13 protein-coding genes are annotated in these 18,907 nt (G+C 70.9%); 1 reads left to right on the top strand and 12 read right to left on the bottom strand.

Features of this window, described 5'->3' with window-relative positions; translation table 11 throughout:
• Positions 1-410 precede the first annotated feature (410 nt).
• The 7 genes from ACFYY1_RS20975 to ACFYY1_RS20945 form a co-directional block, all read right to left on the bottom strand.
• Entirely contained in the window at positions 411-1,988 is a 1,578-nt protein-coding gene (locus ACFYY1_RS20975; RefSeq protein WP_388587539.1) for a type IV secretory system conjugative DNA transfer family protein, read from the bottom strand.
• Position 1,989: 1 nt separating this feature from the next.
• Positions 1,990-3,408: an ATP-binding protein gene (locus tag ACFYY1_RS20970; RefSeq protein WP_388587537.1), complete on the bottom strand. Its 1,419-nt coding sequence runs from the start codon at positions 3,406-3,408 to the stop codon at positions 1,990-1,992.
• A gap of 96 nt (positions 3,409-3,504) precedes the next feature.
• Complete coding sequence (locus ACFYY1_RS20965; RefSeq protein ID WP_388587535.1) at positions 3,505-5,055, bottom strand: SCO6880 family protein; 1,551 nt, start codon at positions 5,053-5,055, stop codon at positions 3,505-3,507.
• A complete protein-coding gene (locus ACFYY1_RS20960; RefSeq protein WP_388587534.1) occupies positions 5,052-6,419 on the bottom strand; it encodes a hypothetical protein in 1,368 nt (455 codons plus the stop codon). The genes ACFYY1_RS20965 and ACFYY1_RS20960 overlap by 4 nt, the downstream gene beginning before the upstream one ends.
• Positions 6,409-7,275, bottom strand: a complete 867-nt coding sequence (locus ACFYY1_RS20955) for a hypothetical protein (RefSeq protein WP_388587531.1) — start codon at positions 7,273-7,275, stop codon at positions 6,409-6,411. Before ACFYY1_RS20955 ends, ACFYY1_RS20960 begins: the two co-directional genes overlap by 11 nt.
• A gap of 178 nt (positions 7,276-7,453) precedes the next feature.
• Positions 7,454-7,762 carry a hypothetical protein gene (locus tag ACFYY1_RS20950; RefSeq protein WP_018101695.1) on the bottom strand — a complete coding sequence of 103 codons (309 nt, stop codon included), beginning with the start codon at positions 7,760-7,762 and terminating at the stop codon, positions 7,454-7,456.
• A gap of 303 nt (positions 7,763-8,065) precedes the next feature.
• Entirely contained in the window at positions 8,066-8,704 is a 639-nt protein-coding gene (locus ACFYY1_RS20945) for a DUF402 domain-containing protein (RefSeq protein WP_388587529.1), read from the bottom strand.
• Between the two features lie 297 nt (positions 8,705-9,001).
• Here ACFYY1_RS20945 and ACFYY1_RS20940 point away from each other — a divergent pair, with 297 nt between their 5' ends.
• Positions 9,002-13,165 carry a hypothetical protein gene (locus ACFYY1_RS20940; protein WP_388587527.1) on the top strand — a complete coding sequence of 1,388 codons (4,164 nt, stop codon included), beginning with the start codon at positions 9,002-9,004 and terminating at the stop codon, positions 13,163-13,165.
• 9 nt (positions 13,166-13,174) lie between these two features.
• On the opposite strand, the gene ACFYY1_RS20935 is transcribed toward ACFYY1_RS20940, so the two are convergent.
• The 5 genes from ACFYY1_RS20935 to ACFYY1_RS20915 all read right to left on the bottom strand — a co-directional run bounded on the left by ACFYY1_RS20935 (position 13,175) and on the right by ACFYY1_RS20915 (position 18,855).
• Positions 13,175-14,431 (bottom strand): GNAT family N-acetyltransferase, encoded by a 1,257-nt coding sequence (locus ACFYY1_RS20935; RefSeq protein WP_388587525.1) that lies wholly within the window; start codon positions 14,429-14,431, stop codon positions 13,175-13,177.
• Positions 14,432-14,646: 215 nt separating this feature from the next.
• Positions 14,647-15,117 carry a hypothetical protein gene (locus tag ACFYY1_RS20930; RefSeq protein WP_388587522.1) on the bottom strand — a complete coding sequence of 157 codons (471 nt, stop codon included), beginning with the start codon at positions 15,115-15,117 and terminating at the stop codon, positions 14,647-14,649.
• Positions 15,118-15,527: 410 nt separating this feature from the next.
• The gene (locus ACFYY1_RS20925) at positions 15,528-16,784 is read right to left on the bottom strand and encodes a DUF4185 domain-containing protein (protein ID WP_388587520.1); all 1,257 of its coding nucleotides are present in this window, start codon (positions 16,782-16,784) and stop codon (positions 15,528-15,530) included.
• Positions 16,785-16,849: 65 nt separating this feature from the next.
• Positions 16,850-17,845, bottom strand: coding sequence for an alpha/beta hydrolase (locus ACFYY1_RS20920; RefSeq protein WP_388587518.1), 996 nt, complete (start codon positions 17,843-17,845; stop codon positions 16,850-16,852).
• 47 nt (positions 17,846-17,892) lie between these two features.
• Complete coding sequence (locus tag ACFYY1_RS20915) at positions 17,893-18,855, bottom strand: hypothetical protein (protein ID WP_388587579.1); 963 nt, start codon at positions 18,853-18,855, stop codon at positions 17,893-17,895.
• Positions 18,856-18,907: the final 52 nt, after the last annotated feature.

The raw sequence follows: 18,907 nt of genomic DNA, 5'->3' as shown, positions 1-18,907 counted from the left end.
TACTGCAGGGGGGACCCTGTGGGAGAGTAGGACGCCGCCGAACTCCTTTTACGGGAAAGCCCCGTGTCCTTGTGGACACGGGGCTTTTCTGCGTTCTACGGCCTTTTCCTTTGTCAGTGCGGCTCGGGGAAAGCAGCGCGCAGTGTGGAGCCCCGGCTGATGAATGCGATCCGGCTGACCGGCAGCATGCAGATGGCCTGTGTCACGGCGTACCGCGGCGGGCAGACCCCGGGGTCAGATCGAGATCGACGCCGATGATTGTGATCGGCCTGATCACGGCTACGGCGCTCACGCGCTCGAGGGCCCTAAGGCCCTTCGGACAGTAACTGTCGTGTCTTGGTGGTTCCGTTCCTACTTACCTGAACAGTCCCTGATCTGCCTGAGGAGCCCCTGACGGGCCTCGCGTGGAGTCATACCCCCTGGGGCCAGCGCGCGCGGGCCTGTTCCCGGGAGCGGAGGAGGGCCAGGGCCGGCAGTCCCATGTCCCGGCCGTTCGCCAGCAGTTCCGGGAGTCGGGGGAGGGGCGCCACCGCGGCGATGTCGTCGAGCACGAGCGTCATTGGTGGGTCGAGCCGACCGGCGGATGACCGTGCGGCCATGCGGCGGCCGTGCTCGACCACGTGCGAGGCGAGTGCCGTGAGCAGCGGCATTGCTCCCGGCCCCGAGCGGGGGTCCTCGATCGGCTCGCCCACCACATAGAGGGTGCCCCCCTCGCCCACGAATGATTCCAGCGCGAGCGAATCGGACCGGTTGGGTGTGCAGGCCTCGCGGATGTGCACCGACGAGAGCGCGCCGAACGCCCGCACCGTCAACGCTTGTGCCATCTCGCGTCGTTCGGGGTGGGCGGTCAGCGCCGACTCCAGCAGGCCGGCGAGTCCGGATGCCGCTTTGGGGTGGGTACGGAGCAGGCGCACCGGTTCGTGGGCGCTGCCGCCCAGGGCCCAGCGGTGGACCTGGCGGAAGGGCCGGCCGTCTATGGCGGCGGCGTGCAGCCAGCACTGCAGGAGCGTTTCCGCGGTGTCGGCGGTCGCCGCGTCGATACGGGCCTGTGGCCGGACCGGGGCCAGGAGCGCGGCGGAGCGGGCTGCGGCTGTCTCGGGCTGTTCGCAGCCTGCGGTGGGGGACCAGTGCAGGCGGGCCGGGGTGTCGCAGAGGTGGCCCGGGTCGTAGACGAGGACCGGGCCGAGCTTCGCGCGGGCGTCCTTCGTCTCGGCCCAGACCGTGGGGTCGGAGGTGACGACGAGCGCGGGGCCGTCGGCGTCGTTGATGGCCTGGACGGCGGTGGGACGACGCGTCGCGGCCGGTCCGTAGACGACGGGGGCGCGGGGGGAGGGGACTTCGGCTCCGGCCTCGGTGAGAGGAGCGGTCTCTGCCGGTGGGTGCTCCACGGCGACCGCGGGAGCCACGGGAGTTGCGGGAGTTGCGGGTGCAGGTACGGGGATAGGCGCGGGCACGGAAGCCTGTGCGGAGGTTTGTGCCGCTGGCTGCGGCTGCGGCTCTGTCTGCGGCTCCGGCAGGGTTTCCTGCCGACGGCGTGCCCGTACGTACTCGGTGCCGGTGCCGGTGCCGGTGCCGGTGCCGGTGTCGTTCACGTTCCCGTACCGCTCGCTCCGCTGCCGCGCACGTACCGCCCGCCAGCGGGCCACCACGCCCAGCACGAACACCGTCAGTACCAGCAGCACCATCAGTTCGCCGATGAACAAACCCCAGAAGAGCCCGTACCCGGAGAGCTCGCCCGCCGGGGTGTTCGGCCAGGCGGCCGGGAGGTCGTGCGGTGCGGTGACGAGCCGGCGCATCGACAGGGGGGTCTCGGTGAGCGTGACGCCCTCCGGCCAGGCGCCGTGCGCGAACAGTCCGGCCAGTCCGGTGGCCGTCCAGGCCAGCAGCGTCAGCCCGAGCAGGAAGGCCAGCAGACCGATCAGCAGGCCGTCCGGGATGCCGCCGGCGCTGCCGCTTCCGCCGGTACGTTGCTCAGGGCGCCCCGCCATGTCATGCCACCGTTGACTCGGAGGAATCGTTCAGCCGTTGCTGGTGCTCTATCCGTGCCGCGCGCTGCTCCGCCTCCAGGTCCGCGGCGCGTACGTCCTCGGGGAGGAGTTCGGCGGCGGAGGACTCGGTCATCGCGCGGTCGGTGAAGACCAGGGGGCGTTCCGCCTCGGTGATCAGGTGTTTGACCACCTGGACGTTGCCGTTGACGTCCCAGACGGCGATGCCGGGGGTGAGGGTCGGGATGATCTCGACCGCCCACCGGGGCAGGCCGAGCACGCGTCCGGTCGCTCTGGCCTCGTCGGCCTTCTGGGCGTAGATCGTGCGGGTCGACGCCATTTTGAGGATCGCCGCGGCCTCGCGGGCCGCCGCTCCGTCGACGACGTCGCTGAGGTGGTGCACGACGGCCACGAACGACAGGCCGAGGCGCCGCCCGAACTTCAGCAGGCGCTGGAAGAGCTGGGCCACGAAGGGCGAGTTGATGATGTGCCAGGCCTCTTCCACCAGGAAGATGCGCTTCTTCCGGTCGGGCCTGATCCAGGTGTGCTCCAGCCAGACGCCGACGATCGCCATCAGGATCGGCATCGCGATCGAGTTCCGGTCGATGTGCGAGAGGTCGAAGACGATCAGCGGGGCGTCGAGGTCGATGCCGACGCTCGTCGGCCCGTCGAACATGCCGCGCAGGTCGCCGTCGACCAGCCGGTCCAGGACGAGGGCGACGTCCAGGCCCCAGGCCCGTACATCGTCTATGTCGACATTCATCGTCTCGGCGGACTCGGGCTCCGGGTGGCGGAGCTGGTCGACGATGTCGGTCAGCACCGGCTGCCGGTTGGTGATCGTCTCGTTGACGTAGGCGTGGGCGACCTTCAGTGCGAAGCCGGACCGTTCGTCCAGGCCGTGCCCCATCGCGACCTCGATGATCGTGCGGAGCAGGGCGAGCTGGCCGGTGGTGGTGATCGAGGGGTCGAGCGGGTTGAGCCGGATGCCGCCGTTGAGGGCGGCGGTCGGGTCGAGGCGGATCGGGGTGAGGCCGAGCTCCTGGGCGATGAGGTTCCACTCGCCGACGCCGTCCTCGCCCTGGGCGTCCAGGACGACGACCTGGCGGTCGCGGAACCGGAGCTGGCGGAGCACGTATGTCTTCTCCAGCGCGGACTTGCCGTTGCCGGACTCGCCGAGTACCAGCCAGTGCGGGGCCGGCAGCTGCTGTCCGTACAGCTGGAAGGGGTCGTAGATGTAGCCCTTGCCGGAGTAGACCTCGCGGCCGATGATCACACCGGAGTCACCGAGGCCGGGGGCCGCGGTGGGCAGGTAGACGGCCTGGGCCTGTCCGGTCGATGTGCGCACGGGCAGCCTGGTCGTCTCCACCTTCCCGAAGAGGAAGGCGGTGAAGGCGTCCGACAGCGCGGACAGCGGATCTCGCATGGCGTGACCGACCTCCCTTTCGTTTCTCTCGGTTGCTGCGAGGTTGTTGTACGGGGTGTGTGCTGTACGGGGTGTGCTGTGTGGGGCGCTGTATGGCTAGCGGCGGATGCCGGTGGCGAACGGCAGGGTGTTCACGAAGGCGCGGTGATGCTCGCGGTCGCACCACTCCAGCTTGAGATACGACTTGCCGGCCGAGGCCCGGATCGTGCGCTTGTCGCGGGCCAGGGCCTCGGGCGAGCGTGACGACACGGTGATGTACCCCACCAGGTTCACCCCGGCGGCGCCGCTCGCGAGATCTTCACCCCGCTGGTCGAGGCGGCCGTGCGCGGCGATGTCGCGGGGGTCGACGGTGCGGTTCATCTTGGCCTGGCGGCTGGCTTCCGCCTCGTCGTTCGTCTTCTCGGTGAGCATCCGCTCGATGGCGACCTCGGTGGGTTCCAGGTCCATGCAGACCGCGACGGTACGGATCACATCGGGGGTGTGGACGAGGAGCGGGGCCAGGAAGTTGACGCCGACGGGGGTCATCGGCCACTCCTTCACCCAGGCCGTGGAGTGGCACCAGGGGGCGCGGGTGACCGACTCGCGGGTCTTGGCCTGGAGGAACGTCGGCTCGACCGCGTCCAGTTCGGCCGGCCAGGCGTTGCGCTTGGTCATGGCCTGGATGTGGTCGATGGGGTGGTCGGGGTCGTACATCGAGTGCACCAGGGAGGCGAGCCGGCTCTGGCCGAGCGGCTGGCGGACCCGGATGTCGGCCTCGGCGAGGCGGGCGCAGATGTCGGTGAGCTCGCGCGCCATGACCACGGCGAGGCCCGCGTCCTTGTCGAGCCTGCGGCCGGCCTGGGGGCGGGCGGCGCGGGCCATGGCGTTGGCCTCGGCGGCCAGTTCGCGGGTGTAGTGCATGCAGGCCACGAGATAGGCGCGGTGCTGCTCGCTGGAGGTGGAGACCATGGACTGGAGCTGGTCGTAGGAATCCTGGAGCCAGCCCGGGGACGCCTTGTCGCCGCGCTGGGCGACGTCCTTGGCGTGCGCGTCGGGGTCGGCGGGGAGCGTACGGGCCAGCATCTGGATGCGGGTCACGAAGCCGTCCCCGTTGGCGACGTGCTTCAGCAGGGTGCCGAACCGGTCGACGAGCGCTTCCTGGTCCTCGCTGTCGCGGAGCCCGACGCCGGGGCCCTCGATCTCGATCGCGGCGGTGACGGTGCGGCGATCGGCGTGCAGGAGCACGGCGATCTCGTCCGGGCCGAAGGGGGCGGCGAGCCAGTTGATCCGGCCGATGCCGGGCGGCGGCCCGATCTCGACCTCGCGCCCGTCGGCGCCGACGCCGGCCTCCATGGCGGCGGAGCGGTAGGCCGTACCGCGGCGCAGGGAGCGCTTGTAGCTGCGGTTGATCTCGAACCATTTGTAGAAGGTGCGGTGTTTGTACGGGAGGTACACGATCGCCAGGGCGAGGAGGGGGAAGCCCGTGAGCAGCACGATCCGCAGGGACAGGATCGGGACGATCAGCCCGCTCATCATGCCGAGGAACGCGCCGGCGATGATCAGGGCGATCTCGCCGGTCTCGCGGTTCTTGCCGACGATCGCGTTCGGCCGGGCCCGGCCGATGAGATACGTACGGCGGGGCGCGATCGTATGGGACGGAGTCGTCAACGCCCTCCACCTCCCGTGCTGTTGTTACCTGAACTGCCTGATCCGCCACCTCGGTGGGAGCGGCTGCCGTGCGGGGTGCCGGAGGTCGGTCCGGATCCGCTGCGCGGCGGAGGTGCGGCGGAGGGGACGGATCCGCTTCCGCCGGAGCTGCGGGAGCTGTGCGCGGCGACTCCGCCGCTGACCGCGTTGGCGGGCCGGCCGCCGCCGCTTCCGCTGTCGCCGCCGTTCTGGCCGCTGCGGCTGCTGTGGGTCTTGATGCCCTGGGAGACGAGGGCGGCGGGGGAGCTGATCAGCGCGGCGGCCTGGGAGCCGTCGGTGGCCTGCTTGCGGTTGGTGCGGGCGCCCTGGATCTCGTCGCCGAAGCCGGGGACGAAGCGGTAGATCATCGCGGAGGCGAAGATCGCCAGCAGGATGATGGCGAGACCGGACACGACGGCGGAGAACGCGTTCGGCCCGTCGTTCTGGGAGAGCGCGCCGGCGAGCCCGAGTACGACGACGATGACCGGCTTCACCATGATCACCGCGACCATGATGCCCGCCCAGCGCCGGACGTGGCCCCACATGTTCTTGTCGACGAGCCCGGCATAGACGACGGTGCCGAGCAGGGCGCCCACGTAGAGCAGGGCGGCCCGGATCACCAGTTCCAGCCAGAGGACGCCCGCGGCGAGGATCGAGACGAGCGAGACGACGATCAGCATGATCGGCCCGCCGCCGATGTCGGAGCCCTTCTTGAGCGCCTCGGCGAACGACCCGAAGAAGACGTCGGTCTGCCCGCCGGAGGACGAGGCGATGACATCGGTGACGCCGTCGGTCGCGGAGACGACCGTGTAGAGGATCAGCGGGGTGAACGCGGAGGCGAGCACCGTCAGCCACAGGAACCCGATGGCCTCGGAGATCGCGGTGGTCAGCGGCACGCCACGGATCGCCCGCTTGGCGACGGCGAGCAGCCACAGGACGAGCGTCAGGACGGTGGAGGCGGCGAAGACGATCGCGTACTGCTGGAGGAACTTGGTGTTCGTGAAGTCGACGTTGGCGGTGCTCTTCACGGCCTCGCTGAGCTTGCCGACGATCCATGCGGCGGCGTCGGCGCAGCCGCGGGCGAGGGAGGAGAGGGGGTCGAGGGAGTCGTCGACGGTGGAGGGGACGTTGGTCCTGGGGGCTGCGTCGCCGTCCTCGCAGTATTGCTTCGCGGGCCCGATCAGCAGGTCGCAGGCATTGTTGCCCGTACTCGGGCTGGGGCTCGGCGCTGTCGGGGTGGGCGAGGGCTCGGCGAAGGCGCGAGCCGAGAAGAGGATGACGGCGGTTTGAACCGCTGCCAGTGCGGTGACGATGGAGCGGGCTCGAAGGCGCGGGCTACCGGGCATATGTGAAGCCTCCGTACTCCTCAACAGCCTTACTGATTTCATCCGAGGTGGAGGCCGCGACATCTCCGGGGACCGGAGCCGGTCCGTCCTTCTGGGTATCGCTGACGGCCTTCCAACCGTCGCCCGTCCAGCTGAGTTGCACGGTCCAGGTCTTCCACGAGGTCCTGACAGGATCGGTGGATCCTGCTCCGGACATACCGATCAGCCCCGTGTACCAGACCGACACCTTGGCCGTATCGCCCTCGAAGGCTTCGATCTTCGTTCCGACGGGGATTGTCCGTGAGACGAACGTGCTGCCTTGCGGGGCGTTCCCGGAGGGATCCAGTCCCAGCTTTCCGAGGAAGTCTGCGGAGTACGCGGCGTCCTGCGGCCCTCTGAGCTTCGTTGCTGCCTCAGCCGTGTAGATGGTGTTCACGATCTCGTGGCGGCTGTCCTTCTTGAACATCCCGACGGAACCCAGCGCCACCGCGTAGTTGGACGCCGCGCTCTGCGCCCCCTGCTCGTCATGCGCGAACCCCGACGGGATCGTGCCGTTCTTCCCCGTGACGGGCTTGGTCCCCGTGGCAGCTGTGGACGCCGCCTCCGGCTTGCTCCCCGCGCTTCCCGAGTCGCGGTCGTTGCCGTCCCCGCGGCCCCCGCCCATGTTGGCGAACGCGATGGCCGCGATCAGGAGGACGACCACGCCGGCCATCGTGATGAGCGAGCGGGAAGCGCGGGCGGGGCGGCGGGGGGCGCTGTAGCCGTCGCCGCCCTCGCCGTCGGGGAGGCGGGTACGGGTCTGGCGTGTCCCGCCGATGGTGCTGTATGCATCATCGGTATGGCCCGAGTCGTAGCCGTTCTCATCGCCGTGGCTCATGCCGCGTACGCCCCCTCAACCGTTGCCTGAACCGGGTAGTACGACGGTAGCCGTGCGGGATGCCGCGCGGGCGCGGTGTGGTGACTCGACATCAGGGGACGCAACCTCTGCCGGTGGGCACGACGGACGGGTGGTGTGGGGGTGGGCGGGACTGCCCCTGGCGTGGAATGACAGCCGGTCAGACGGCCATTCCGTAGACGATGGTGAACAAGGTTCCGAGCGATCCGATGATGAACACACCGGTCAGACCGGCAACGATCAGCCCCTTGCCCTGCTCGGCGCTGAACGTGTCGCGCAGTGCCGTCGCACCGATGCGCTGTTTCGCCGCACCCCAGACCGCGATGCCGAGGCAGAGCAGGATGGCGATGGCCATCACGACCTCGATCATTACGCGGGCCTCGTTGCCCAAGGTCCCGAACGGCCCCCAGTTCGGGGCGATTCCGCCGATGATGGTGGTGATGTCGCCCTTTTCAGCTGCCAGGATCATGTAAGTCACCGCCCCTGTTGGGTAGTTCATTGCCCCTGCCACATGGCACGGGTCGCTCTCTATCTTCGCTGATGAAACTGCTCTCGCACGACGGCTTGACGGCTCTCTTTACCCGGATCCCGCACATTTGACCGGTCCGACCGCCCTGACCTGCGGATCGAACCGATGTATGACCGAATACGTATGGTTACTCTGTGTATCACGGGGTGTGACCCCGGGCAATGACTGCCATCCCGCCACCCTGGCCGAGAATTTTGTACATGCCCTGGTCAGCGCCCCGGATCCGGTCGGAGCAGGGGCCGGTCAGAGAAGTGGATGGCGTGGGACGGGCGGCCGGGGCGGCGTGGTCCAGGAGGACGGCGGCCGGAAATCGCACCAGGTGCCGTCGAAGGGAAACGTTCCGGCCTCGGCGAGCCGGGCCACCGAGGCGCCCTCGTCCCGGATCGCCGAGGCCTCGTCCGCCGACCAGTAGACGGGGTGACCGGTCTTCTCGGCGAAGGACTCCTCGTCCTTCCACCGCCAGCTCCGGTCCGGCGCGACATTGATGTCGAGTTCGTGGTCGGTGATGTCGATGTCGTCACCGCGATGGATCCGGCGCTCCAGGTTCACGTACCAGCCACGGAACTTCCGTCTGCGGCCGAACAGCCAGAGCACCGAGTGCGCTGCGCCGGCCGGCTGGTAGAAGAGCGCGCTGCCCATCGGCCAGCGGTCGGCGACCACCGGGTAGCCGCCGGGCGGGCGGTCGTCCGGTGCGATGTCCCGCAGGTGCGCCCCGTTCGGAAGTTCCGTACGCCACATAGGGGTGCCGGTCTCCATCCACACCAGTTGGCCCCGGTCGGTGCGCTCGACCAGGCGTACGGGGACCGACGCACTCAGGTGGCCGCCGATGAAGAAGTTCCAGCGGAGGATCTGGCCCGGCTCGTCGTTCATGCCGTCGTTCATGCCGTTGATCATGCCCGCGCCACGGGGGCCGAACACGTGGTCCGATTACCTGATGCCACGCCATCGAAGCGTCTGACACGCCATGAAGTACCTGACGCGCTGCGCCATCGAAGGGGCACACGCTGCCCGGAGACGGTGCGTCAGTCGGAGGCGGCGATGCCCCGGCGGTGAGGATCTCCTCCTTCCCTGCGCAGGCGCGAGGTCCCGGTCGCCCGGCTCCGGGGTCTGCTGTCCGGTCACGGCTCCGGGCTCCGGGCTCCGGGGCCGTTGTCAGTGCCGCCTGCCAGACTCGTACACATGACCAGCAGCATCGGAACTCCCGTCCCGCTCCCGGCCAATCACCGCATCTCCGAGACGTACGCCGACTGGGCGCGCGCCCGGGTGCCCGGTGCCGAGGCCGGTGCCCGTGACGTGCTGGAGCGGGCGGGGCGTGGCCGGCACCGGGCCTGGGAGAAGCCCGGACGGTTCATGGACGAGACCGAGCGCCTGGCCCGGGGCCTGCCGGCCGCCCATCTGCCCTGGTTCTGGGACACCATCGGGCACTGGATGCTGGAGACGCATCGCCGGTCCGCCGCGCGTGCGTACGGGAACGCGCGCACCGCGGAGCGCACCCACGGGCTGCCCGTCGACCCGGACTGGCGGCTGGCGAACCTTCAGTTGTTCGCCCGCTTCGGCGCGCTTCCCGCCACCGAACTCAGCGGCGCCCCGGCCTGGCTGGCCGAGGTGTTCGAGCCGGGCGACGCACACCGCGAGTTCATGCGGCTGCTGACCACCTGGGCGGCGTCACCGGGCGAGCTGCCCGCCGATCTGGCCCGCCGGGTCCGGGATTCCGTGCGCGCGGCGGGGCTCGGAGCCGACGAGGAGGGGCGGGTGCTGGGCGAGGTGCTCGCCTCCGCTTCCGGCAAGGCCGTGCCGGACCGGCTGCTCGACGCGGCGCTCGGCCCGCTCTCCGCCCACCCGCCGGCCGACGACCGGGCCGCCGCCCTGCTCGACCTGTTCCCCGAGTCGAAGAACGACGCGGCCGCCTGGCTGCGGCTGCTCATCGGCTGCGGGGCCGCCGACGCCGCTGCGACCGGCCGGATCACCCCGGAGGGCGGCCTCGCCGAGTGGCTGCGGCGGTACGCCACCCGCTACTCCCACCGGACCGTCGCCGGTGGCGGGGTGACCCGTCAGGCCATGCCCGCCGAACTCTTCGAGCTGGTGGCCCGGTTCGCGCCGCTGCTGAAGGAGGACGGGACCCCGGTCCGGCTCCACGAGGACCGCTACCAGTGGCCGCACCTGGATGCCGACCTGCTCGACGTCTGCCTCGCCGAGGGCATCCCCGTCCACGATCCCGGCCCCACGATTTCCCTGGAGTTCTGGGACGAGGACGCGCGGCGCGATCTCAGGGCCCTCGCCGCCGACCCCGTGTTCGGCTCCCGGCTCGAAGGCACGGTGCACGCCGGGCTCCGGTCGCAGGGAGGCACCGCCATCAGCCGGCTCCCGCACAATCCGGGCATCGCGGCCGAGGTGCACGGCCGGGTCGAGAAGCTGCTCGACAGTCTGCGCGGCGGCGGGCTCGCCGCGGCCGACGAAGCCGTGGACGAGCTGCACGACCTCCTCGACCGGCCCACCGCCATCGCCCTGGACGGCATCGAGGAGGCCCTCGACGCGCTGGACCTCACCGGCCCGCTGGCCCGAGCCCTGCGCGCCGGGCTGCCCGAGGAGTTGGGCTGGACCGCCCTGGAAGAGGCCCTCGCCGAATTCCGGCCGGACGAGACGGTGCACGTCACCTCCACCTGGCCGGTGCTCACGCTGTACGGGGAGACCCGCGCGTTCGCCGTCGACCACGCGGGCCGGCGCGGCGAGCACACCCTTGAGCTGCCGGAAGGCGCCCTCCACCCCACGGTGCACTGGGCCGGTGGTCAGTTCCTCGTCGCCTGGACCGGCTCGGGCGACGAACAGGGGATCTGCACGGCGTACTGGTCGGGCAGCCCCGCCGACACGTTCGTACCGGACCAGTCCTACGGGCTGCGCCCGTACGGCGGCAGCATCCGGGGCGGCCTCGGCTATCAGTTCCAGACCCCGGACGGCGGCGGCCGGTTCGACGGCGAGAGGGTCCTGCGGCCCGGCGACACCACCGGTGTCGGCCACCGCGACTACCAGATGTACGACGGACGGTACTTCTGGAGCACCGAGGTGTTCAGCGAGGACCGCGGCGGGGGATGGCTCCGGACGGACCCCGTCACCGGCGAGCCCACCGCCGACCGCACCCTGCCCGGCTTCCACACCCCCGACTCGCTCCCGGACGGCACCAGGCCCTTCCCCGACCACCGCATCCTCGCCGAACTGCCGCCCGGCGCCCCGCCGTCCCCGCTCGGCCAGGACGGCCGCCTCACCGGCTGCCGGGTCGACTACCGCACTCCGTACGCCGGTCCCTCGCCCCGCGAGTTCGAGCTGGAGTCCATCGACGGCCGCACCGCGTCCTACCGCACCACCACCTGGGGCCGCCGTCCGTGGGGCATCCTCGGCCTCCCGGTGGGCGGTGAGGACGCCGTCGTGGTCGGCAGCACCACCGTCCGCTGCCACGCCGCCGAGGACAATTCGCTGCTCTGGCAGGTCCAGGGCTTCCCCGGCAGCCACCGCACCGGGCGGATCAGGGCCACCCTCGGCGAGCAGGCCGGGCCCGTACCGCCGCCCGCCTTCTGGCATTTCCTCGCCCCGCGCGACGAGCCCTCCTCCCGTGCGCTGCGCGCGGTCACCGAGGAGGCCGTCCGTGAACTGCTGTCGTCGTCCGGCTCCGGGGACGCACCGGCCGGGGTGACCGACCCCCGGGTCCGGCAGGGCGTGGTCCGCGCCGTGCGGCTCGCCGCCGATGTGCTGCGCCGCCGCCGCGAGCTGTCGCACCGGGTGGCCGTCATGCGCTCCGGACCGGTCGTCGAGCTGCCCGATCCCGAACCCGACACCCGGCTCGTCCCGGCCCTGCACGGCCTGCTGGCCCAGTTCCGGGGGTACGAGGCGCGGCCGCCGCAGTCGCAGCCCGCCGTCCTCACCGCGGTCGCCGCCGACGGCCGGTATCTGCGCGGCGAGATCGACGACGAGGTACGGGTGCTGGCCCTGCCCGCCCCTCCGGCCGAATGGGCGGTACTGACTGGCCGGATCGACGCCGTGGCCTGGCGGGCCGCCGTCGCCGCCACCCCCGACGAGCACCGGCGGGCACTCACCGCGCTGCTCGGCGTGTGGAGCCGTCAGCCGTTCGCGGAGCCGGGCACCACCTGGCGCACCGGCCGCGCCCCGGAGCCCGGGATCGCCGAACTCCGCTCGTCCGGTGCCCTGGTGGCCTCCGGCCCGGTCCGCAGCGACCTCGTCCCCTTCCTCCAGCGGTCCGCCGACCCGGTGCCCGCCGGTGCCGAGGAGTGCGAGACCCGCACGATCGAGGGCGACGACGCCACGAGGCTGCCCCGCCTGCTGGCCCTGCTCGCCGAACGCGGCCCGCTGCCGGTGCCCGAGGAAGCCGTGGACCTGTTCCGGTGGCGTACGGGGGTGCCGCGCGCGATCGCCGCCCTGGTCCTCGACGGCTTCGCCGGCAGCGACGACTACGCGGTCCACCTCAAGCTGTGCCGCGCCAAGCCGTACAAGGCCGACCGGACCCTGGTGCATGCGTACGACGTCGCGAGGATGAACCTCGGCCCGGAGGGCCGGCGCGCCGTGCTCGCCGCCGCCGTCCCCGCCGACCCGGCGGACCTCTGGGCGCCCGGCGGGATGACCGCCGCCGCGGAGCGGATGGCCACCGAGTGGTCCGAGCGGGTCGCGATCACTCCGTACGCCGACGACGGCAGCCATGCCGCCGCGCTCGCCAAGGACCACGACCTGCCCGCGCCCTGGGCCACCGCCCTGCTCACCGGCCGCCTGGAGCACCTGGGGGAAGCGCCGTTGGACGCCGATGGGATGCGGGCCGCCGTCACCGCTCTGACCTGGGCGTTCACCGAGCGACCGGTCGGCGACCCGGCTGCGCAGGGCGCCCGTGCCCTGCTCGACCACCTCACGGACACGGGGGCCGGCGCGTTCACGGAGACCGGGACCGACCAGCTCACCGCCCTGCGCGCCCTGGCGGACCGCTCGGCGGACACCCCGGTCCCGCCCGGCCAGTACGAGGCCAACCCGCTCTTCGGCGTCCCGGAGCTGGTGGACGAGGTGGCCGCGTCCCTCGGCGTCAGCCGCGACGCGGCAGCCCTCCACCTCCAGCTGCACGCCTTCGACCGCCCGGCCGACCGCACCGTACGCCGCTGGAACACCTGGACCCTGGACCACCACCGCACCGTCCGAAAGGAACTCACCACCGCGAAGGCCCCGCGCCCGGTATCCCTCTCCGCCCCGACGACCCCGCTCGCCCCGACGACCCCGTCCGCCGCCGTCCCACCGCCCGCGCACGAACGGTTCGCCCGTGCCTGGGCGGATGCCGGATCTCCGATTCGGCCGTGAGGCCCGGTTCTAATCGGCGGGTTCGGCGAAGTGGTCGAACTCGCCCGCCACCACGCCCTTGGTGAAGGCCACCCATTTCGTCCGGGTGGTCGTGACGATGTTGGTGGGGTCGCCGGTCTCGCGGAGGTGGACGAGCTCGTCCGGCCCGAAGGCGATCTCGATCCAGGGGCCGGGGCCCTTTGAGTCTTCGGGGGCGGCGCGGACCCAGGTCAGGTCGGCCGGGATGTGGGAGGGGGCGTCAGCCGCGGGTGGATCTCCGGCCACCACCGGTGCTTCCACCAGCAGTCTCGCGGCGATCGGCCGGTATCCCAGTGATCGGTTCAGCGCTTTCACGGGCAGGTTCGCCTGGTTGACGGTCGAAGTGACGGCGCGGACCCCGGGGAAGTGCTCGTGGAGCCGGGTGGCCTGTTCGGCCTTGATCCATCGGGCCAGTCCTTGGCGTCGGTGTTCGGGGAGGACGGCGGTGTCGTGCTGGTCGGCCGCGGGGCCGCCGCTCGCGGGGACGGTGGCCACCGTGGCGGCGACGACCTCGCCGGAGGGCGAGTGCACGGCAGCGCTCACCAGCAGTCGCTGACCACCTGCGGTCATCGTCGCCTCCCACTCGCGTACCGCAGCGCTGTCCCACGTCCGGGACGGCATCTGCAGCGCGGCGCCCGGGGCATCCAGCACATGGCCCATGACCCGGCCGAAGGAGGTGGCCAACTGCTCGGGAGCCGGTCCGGTCCAGTGCTCCAGCCGGTAGGCGGGAGGCCGGCACGCCACCAGTTCCCGGCAGCGTGCCAGCACCCGCTCCTGGTCGAGCCGCTGTTCCTGGAGCTCAAGGCTCAGCACAACGCGTAGCCCGGGAACGGCGCGGGCGAAGGACTCCCCGGTGGAACCGGTACCGGCCAGCACCGTGCTTTGCAGCCGGTCCATCCCGGCCTCGGAGGCGGCTCGCACGGCTTCGCGGAGCAGCGCGGTGCCGATGCCGTTGCGGCGGGCCGGCGGCTCGACGAACAGGCGGAGGAAACCAGTACCCGGCTGATGCGGCTGCGGCCGCAGCTGGGCGACCCCGCTGACAGTGCCGTCGGCGCCACCAGCGCCGCCGGAACCGATACGAGCGGCCCAGCGCATCGCCGGTGGCTCCTCGGCCAGGAGTTTTTCGGCCAGAGCGGATCGCGAGATCGTGCTTCCGGACGAATCCCGGTAGCCGTCGCTGAACACCGCACACCAGGCAGAGAGGTCGGCTGCGGACGCGTGCCGCGGCAGGAAGGGCTCAACCGTCACCGTTGTCATCACAGCACTCTGTCATCTGAGCAGCACGCGGTTCGGGGCGCCACCGTGGTGATCGGTGACGCCCCGACGTGCCTGTCGTGCGCGTGCGCTGTGCGTGTGCGTTGTGCGCGGCGCGTTGTGCGCGGCGCGTTGTGCGTTGTCCGTCGTGCGTTGTCCGTCGTGCGGCCGTTATGTGGACGGTGCCTGTGTCGTTCTCCCGGTCCTGGTCAGCAGGGGCGCAGCGAATACACCGGAGCCCAGTCCGCCGTGCCGGAGCTGTACGCGGTCGAGCGCCACAGCTCGTTGCCCGACTTCCCGTAGAACCGGGCGACCGTCCCCGTGGTCTGGTTGTTGATCCACGGCCCGGTGCCGTACCAGTTGGAAACGGTCCACAAGCCGCAGGTGTAGTAGTTGAAGACCGTGCCCCGCACGTCCATGCACAGGTACCCGTACCGACAGCTCAGCCTGAGCCCGGGTGCGGCCTTGGACGCGGTGAAGCCGTTGAAGTCGATGGTCGTCGCGTTGATCTGGCGGCCCTTGGCCGCAACGTCGGCGCCCATCACCGAAGCGACCGTGCTGCGTACCTCGGCCAGCCCGTTGTCCTGCGCTGCGGCCGACGGGCCCGTCATGCCCAGCAGCGTGCCCGCCATCAGTACGCCGGCGGCCATGGTCGTGGCGATGCGTTTCATTGCGTTCATACCGGTCCGTTCCCTCCCCCGAGTCCCGCCCGCCCGGTGCGGGCGAAGACTTGACTGCGTACAGCAGACCAGGGGTTCGGCGCGGCGACCAGGCGGCATACGCGAACACTTACGCAAATGCGCCAGTGCTGGCCAATCATCCGAAATCGAACGCAGTTGACATTCGGTGACTGAACGATGATTGGCTCAGCGGTCTGTGCCGCGGGTCGTGTGGGTGCCTTGGTCAGCCCTTCGGTTCCTGCCTGCCGTGTCGTGTCACGTTCGAGCGGAAGTGGCGGGTCGGCCCGGTGATCGGGACGGGACGAGGCGTATGAGGCCACAGTCGACGGTCAGAGGGCCTTTCTGAAATGTCTCATTCCGGGCGCACGGCGTGGAGGGGCGAGGGGTGGGGGACGAGGGGCGAGGGGGTGTCAGGGGCGGATGCCGTCGTACTGGAGGACGCGGTACGGCGTCTTGCCGTGGTTCACGGACTGCCACTGCGAGGCGATCAGGGTCAGGGACGTGGCGCTGGCGCTGCCGGGGTGGATGTATCCGCCGTAGAGGAACGGGAGTTGGGGCTTGCCCCAGTGGTGGGGCGGGAGGCCGTCGCCGACGATCTGGGGCTTGGGGGCGGTCCACACGGCGTCCGGGCGGGACGCGGTCCGGGTGCAGATCGAGTAGTCGTCCACGTCGAAATAGCTCATGCAGTACGTGTTGCCGATCCGCTTGACGGAGAACTCGCCGATCCTGTTCCCGGACAGCATGACCGACGGGCCCACCGCCCTCGTCCACTGCCAACGGTCGTCCAGATAGGCCCAGTTCTCCTGGGCCCCGAAGTTGCCCGCGCGGAACTCGTCGGGCCAGATGCGGAACAGCTGGATCGCTCCGCCGTCGACGGTGTTCGCGTGGGTGCCGTTCCAGCGCTTGGAGAAGATGTACAGCCAGCCGTCGGGATCGATGCCCGCGAACGACCACATCCCGTACATGGACTGGTTGGTCCCCTGGGTGTCGCCGGCCCAGTGGTACGGGTAGTCCTGCCAGGTCACGCCGTAGTCGTCCGAGTACGCGACGCCCGACATCAGCGAGCCGTCGTACCCGGCCGGGATGTTCTCCCACAGGGCCACGGACGTGTACTGGATGTAGGTGCGGCCCCCGAACTCGATGCAGTCGTTGGGGATGCGGGAGATCTCGAAGCCGTGCCCGTTGTCCGCCCAGTGCGCGTAGTCGAAGCACTGATTGGCGGCGCCTCCGGTCGGCATCGCCCAGGAGAACGAGATCGGGGACGCCCCGGAGGCGTCGAAGTTCGCCTGGTTCAGGATCACCGGGGAGCCCAGGTAGGGGTCGGCCTGGGCGATCCCGCCGAACGCGTCGCCGAACACGTAGCCCCAGCTGTTGTCGTGCTCCCGGTAGTACGGGATCGCCAGGTCCCCCGAGCCGAGCCCCTGCGCGCTCGCCGAGTCACCGGGCTGCTCGCACAGCGGGGTGCCGGTCTGGAGCAGTCGCGCGGCCGGGCGCCCGGCGGCCGTCCGGGCGGACCGGTCGTCGGCGGCCGCCATGCCGGGGGCGGCCCCCAGCAGGCCGGCGCCCAGGGCGAAGCCCATGCCTGCCTTGAGCGCCGACCGGCGGGTGGCGGCGGCTCGGTGGGCCGGCGACGGCGAGGGCTCCGGTGGCTGGGAAAGGGTGGGCATGGTCGTGTCCTCCGTGTTTCCGGGGTGGGGGTGGGAGTCAGGCATTTCCGGGGTGTCGGTGGAGATCAGGCCTTGCGGAGGCGCCCGATGATGCCGTCGAGGTCGCGGAGGAACAGCGGCACGCGGAACTCGTGGCTGCCGGGCTCCTCGTGCGCCTCGTACGGGATGCCGGCCCCGTCGAGGAGGCCGCGGAACTCCCGCTGGCCCTGGAGCACGTTGTCCTCGGTGATCTGGCTGAACCAGGGCACGGCCTGGCCACCGGTCCCGGCGACCAGGAAGATCCGCTTGTTGCGGTAGCTCTCGATGCGCTCGACCGGGTTGTCTGCGCTGACCCGGGCCTCGTCCCACAGCGGAGCGCCGTAGACCGTGCCGCCCGCCAGGTCCGCGGCGGCGGAGGACACATTGGCCCAGTGCGTGACCGCGCCGAGGTTGCGGCGCAGGCTGGCCGGGCCGGAGTGGGCGCTGACCGAGGCGAAGTGGCCGTAGTACTTCGCGGCGTACTTCAGCGCGCCGAAGCCGCCCATCGAGAACCCGGCGACGGCGCGGCCGTCGTACTCGGCGTACGTACGGAAATTCGCGTCGATCCACGGGAGCAGCTGGGCGATGTGGAAGGTCTCCCAGTTCCGGGGGCCGGTGTTGGAGCTGACCGGGTTGGAGTACCAGCCGGCGTGGCCGCCGTCGGGCATCACGACGATGACCGGCTTCCCGGCGGTCCAGTCGCGGACGCCCGCCCGGTCGAACTCGATGAAGTCCGAGGTGAGACCGCCGCCGTGGAAGAGGTAGAGCACCGGGTAGGTGCGGCCGCCGGTGTCGTAGTCGTCGGGGAGCAGGACGTTGACGCCGGGGTTCCAGCCGATCGCGGAGGTCTGGAACCGGTAGTACTTCAGGCGCCGGTCGCGCTCGTCGTGGTCCACGATGTGGAGCCCGAAGCCGTCACTGGCCGCGCTCGCCGTCGTGGCCGTGGCCAGGACGCTCCCGGCGCCGAGCGCCAGTGCCGCGGAGAGCCCGCCCGCGGTCCTCAGGACGTTCCGGCGGGTGGGGTGCTGCTCGTTCAACGCCATCTCCCGTTTCTCGGTCGGTTGTCAGCCGGTTGTCAGCCGGTTGTCAGCTAGTTGTCGGTGATCCAGGTGCCTTTTTCGGCGGTCCAGTGGATGGTGGCCTTCTGGAATTTCTGGGCTTTGCCGCCGCCTGGTTCGTCGGTTTCGTCGGTGAGGGGGTAGCCGAGTGCGGTTTCGTGTCCGGCGGCGTGGAAGGCGTCGTAGATGGCGCCGTGGACGGTGTGGGCGCCGGTCTGGGGGGACCAGAGGAAGAGTCCTCGTTCGAAGAACTGGTAGCGGCCCTTGGTGCCGTCGGGTGCTTGTGCGGCGTCGGCTTCGTCGGTGGTGGGGAAGCCCCAGCGGCGTTCGGCGTCGGTGTCCCAGAACTTGGTGAGGATGTCCCCGTAGATCGCGTGGGCCTCGTCCGGGTGCCAGATGATGATCCCGTTCTGGAACTGCTGGAAGCGGCCGCCGAGCGAGGAGTCGCGCTCACCCGTGATCGGCCGGCCCAGCGGACCGTTGGGGCCGCCAGTGCTGTCGTACTTCGTCGCGATGGTGCCGTACGGGATCAGGTCGTCCAGGTTGTTGTAACGGCGGGGCGTGAAGCCCCTGAGCCCGTCGCCCCACACCCGCTCCTCGGCGACGTGCCCGAAGTCGTACTCCTCGCGCACCACCGGCTGGGTGTGGGCGGGGTCCGCCCAGCGGACGAACAGCGCCACGTGGTCCGTGCCGCCCGAGTCGCGCAGCAGGGCGTCACCGGGTTGCAGGTCGCTCGCGGGGATGTCGAAGGTGACGTCCCACAGGCCCCACGTGGTCAGGGACGTACCGAGGTTCCAGGCCATCGACACATAGCCCGAGCAGTCCGGCCGGTAGCAGCCGAACTGGTTCTGGTGGCAGCCGCTCTGGCTGTACGGCACCTGCTCGGCGATCCACGACCACGCGCGGTCCATCGCCTCGCCGCGCCCGATCGGCCCGCCCGGTTCCGACGCGGTCGCGGCCGGTGCGGTGGTGAACATGAGCGCCAGGGCCGCCATCACCAGTGTCACCGCCCCGAGCGCACGCCGGAGGGCCGGTCGAAGATTCAGC

Source organism: Streptomyces sp. NPDC001890 (assembly GCF_042891445.1).
GTDB lineage: Bacteria > Actinomycetota > Actinomycetes > Streptomycetales > Streptomycetaceae > Streptomyces.
The sequence above is the reverse complement of the archived record's forward strand: the minus strand, read 5'-3'. Positions and strand labels throughout refer to the sequence as shown.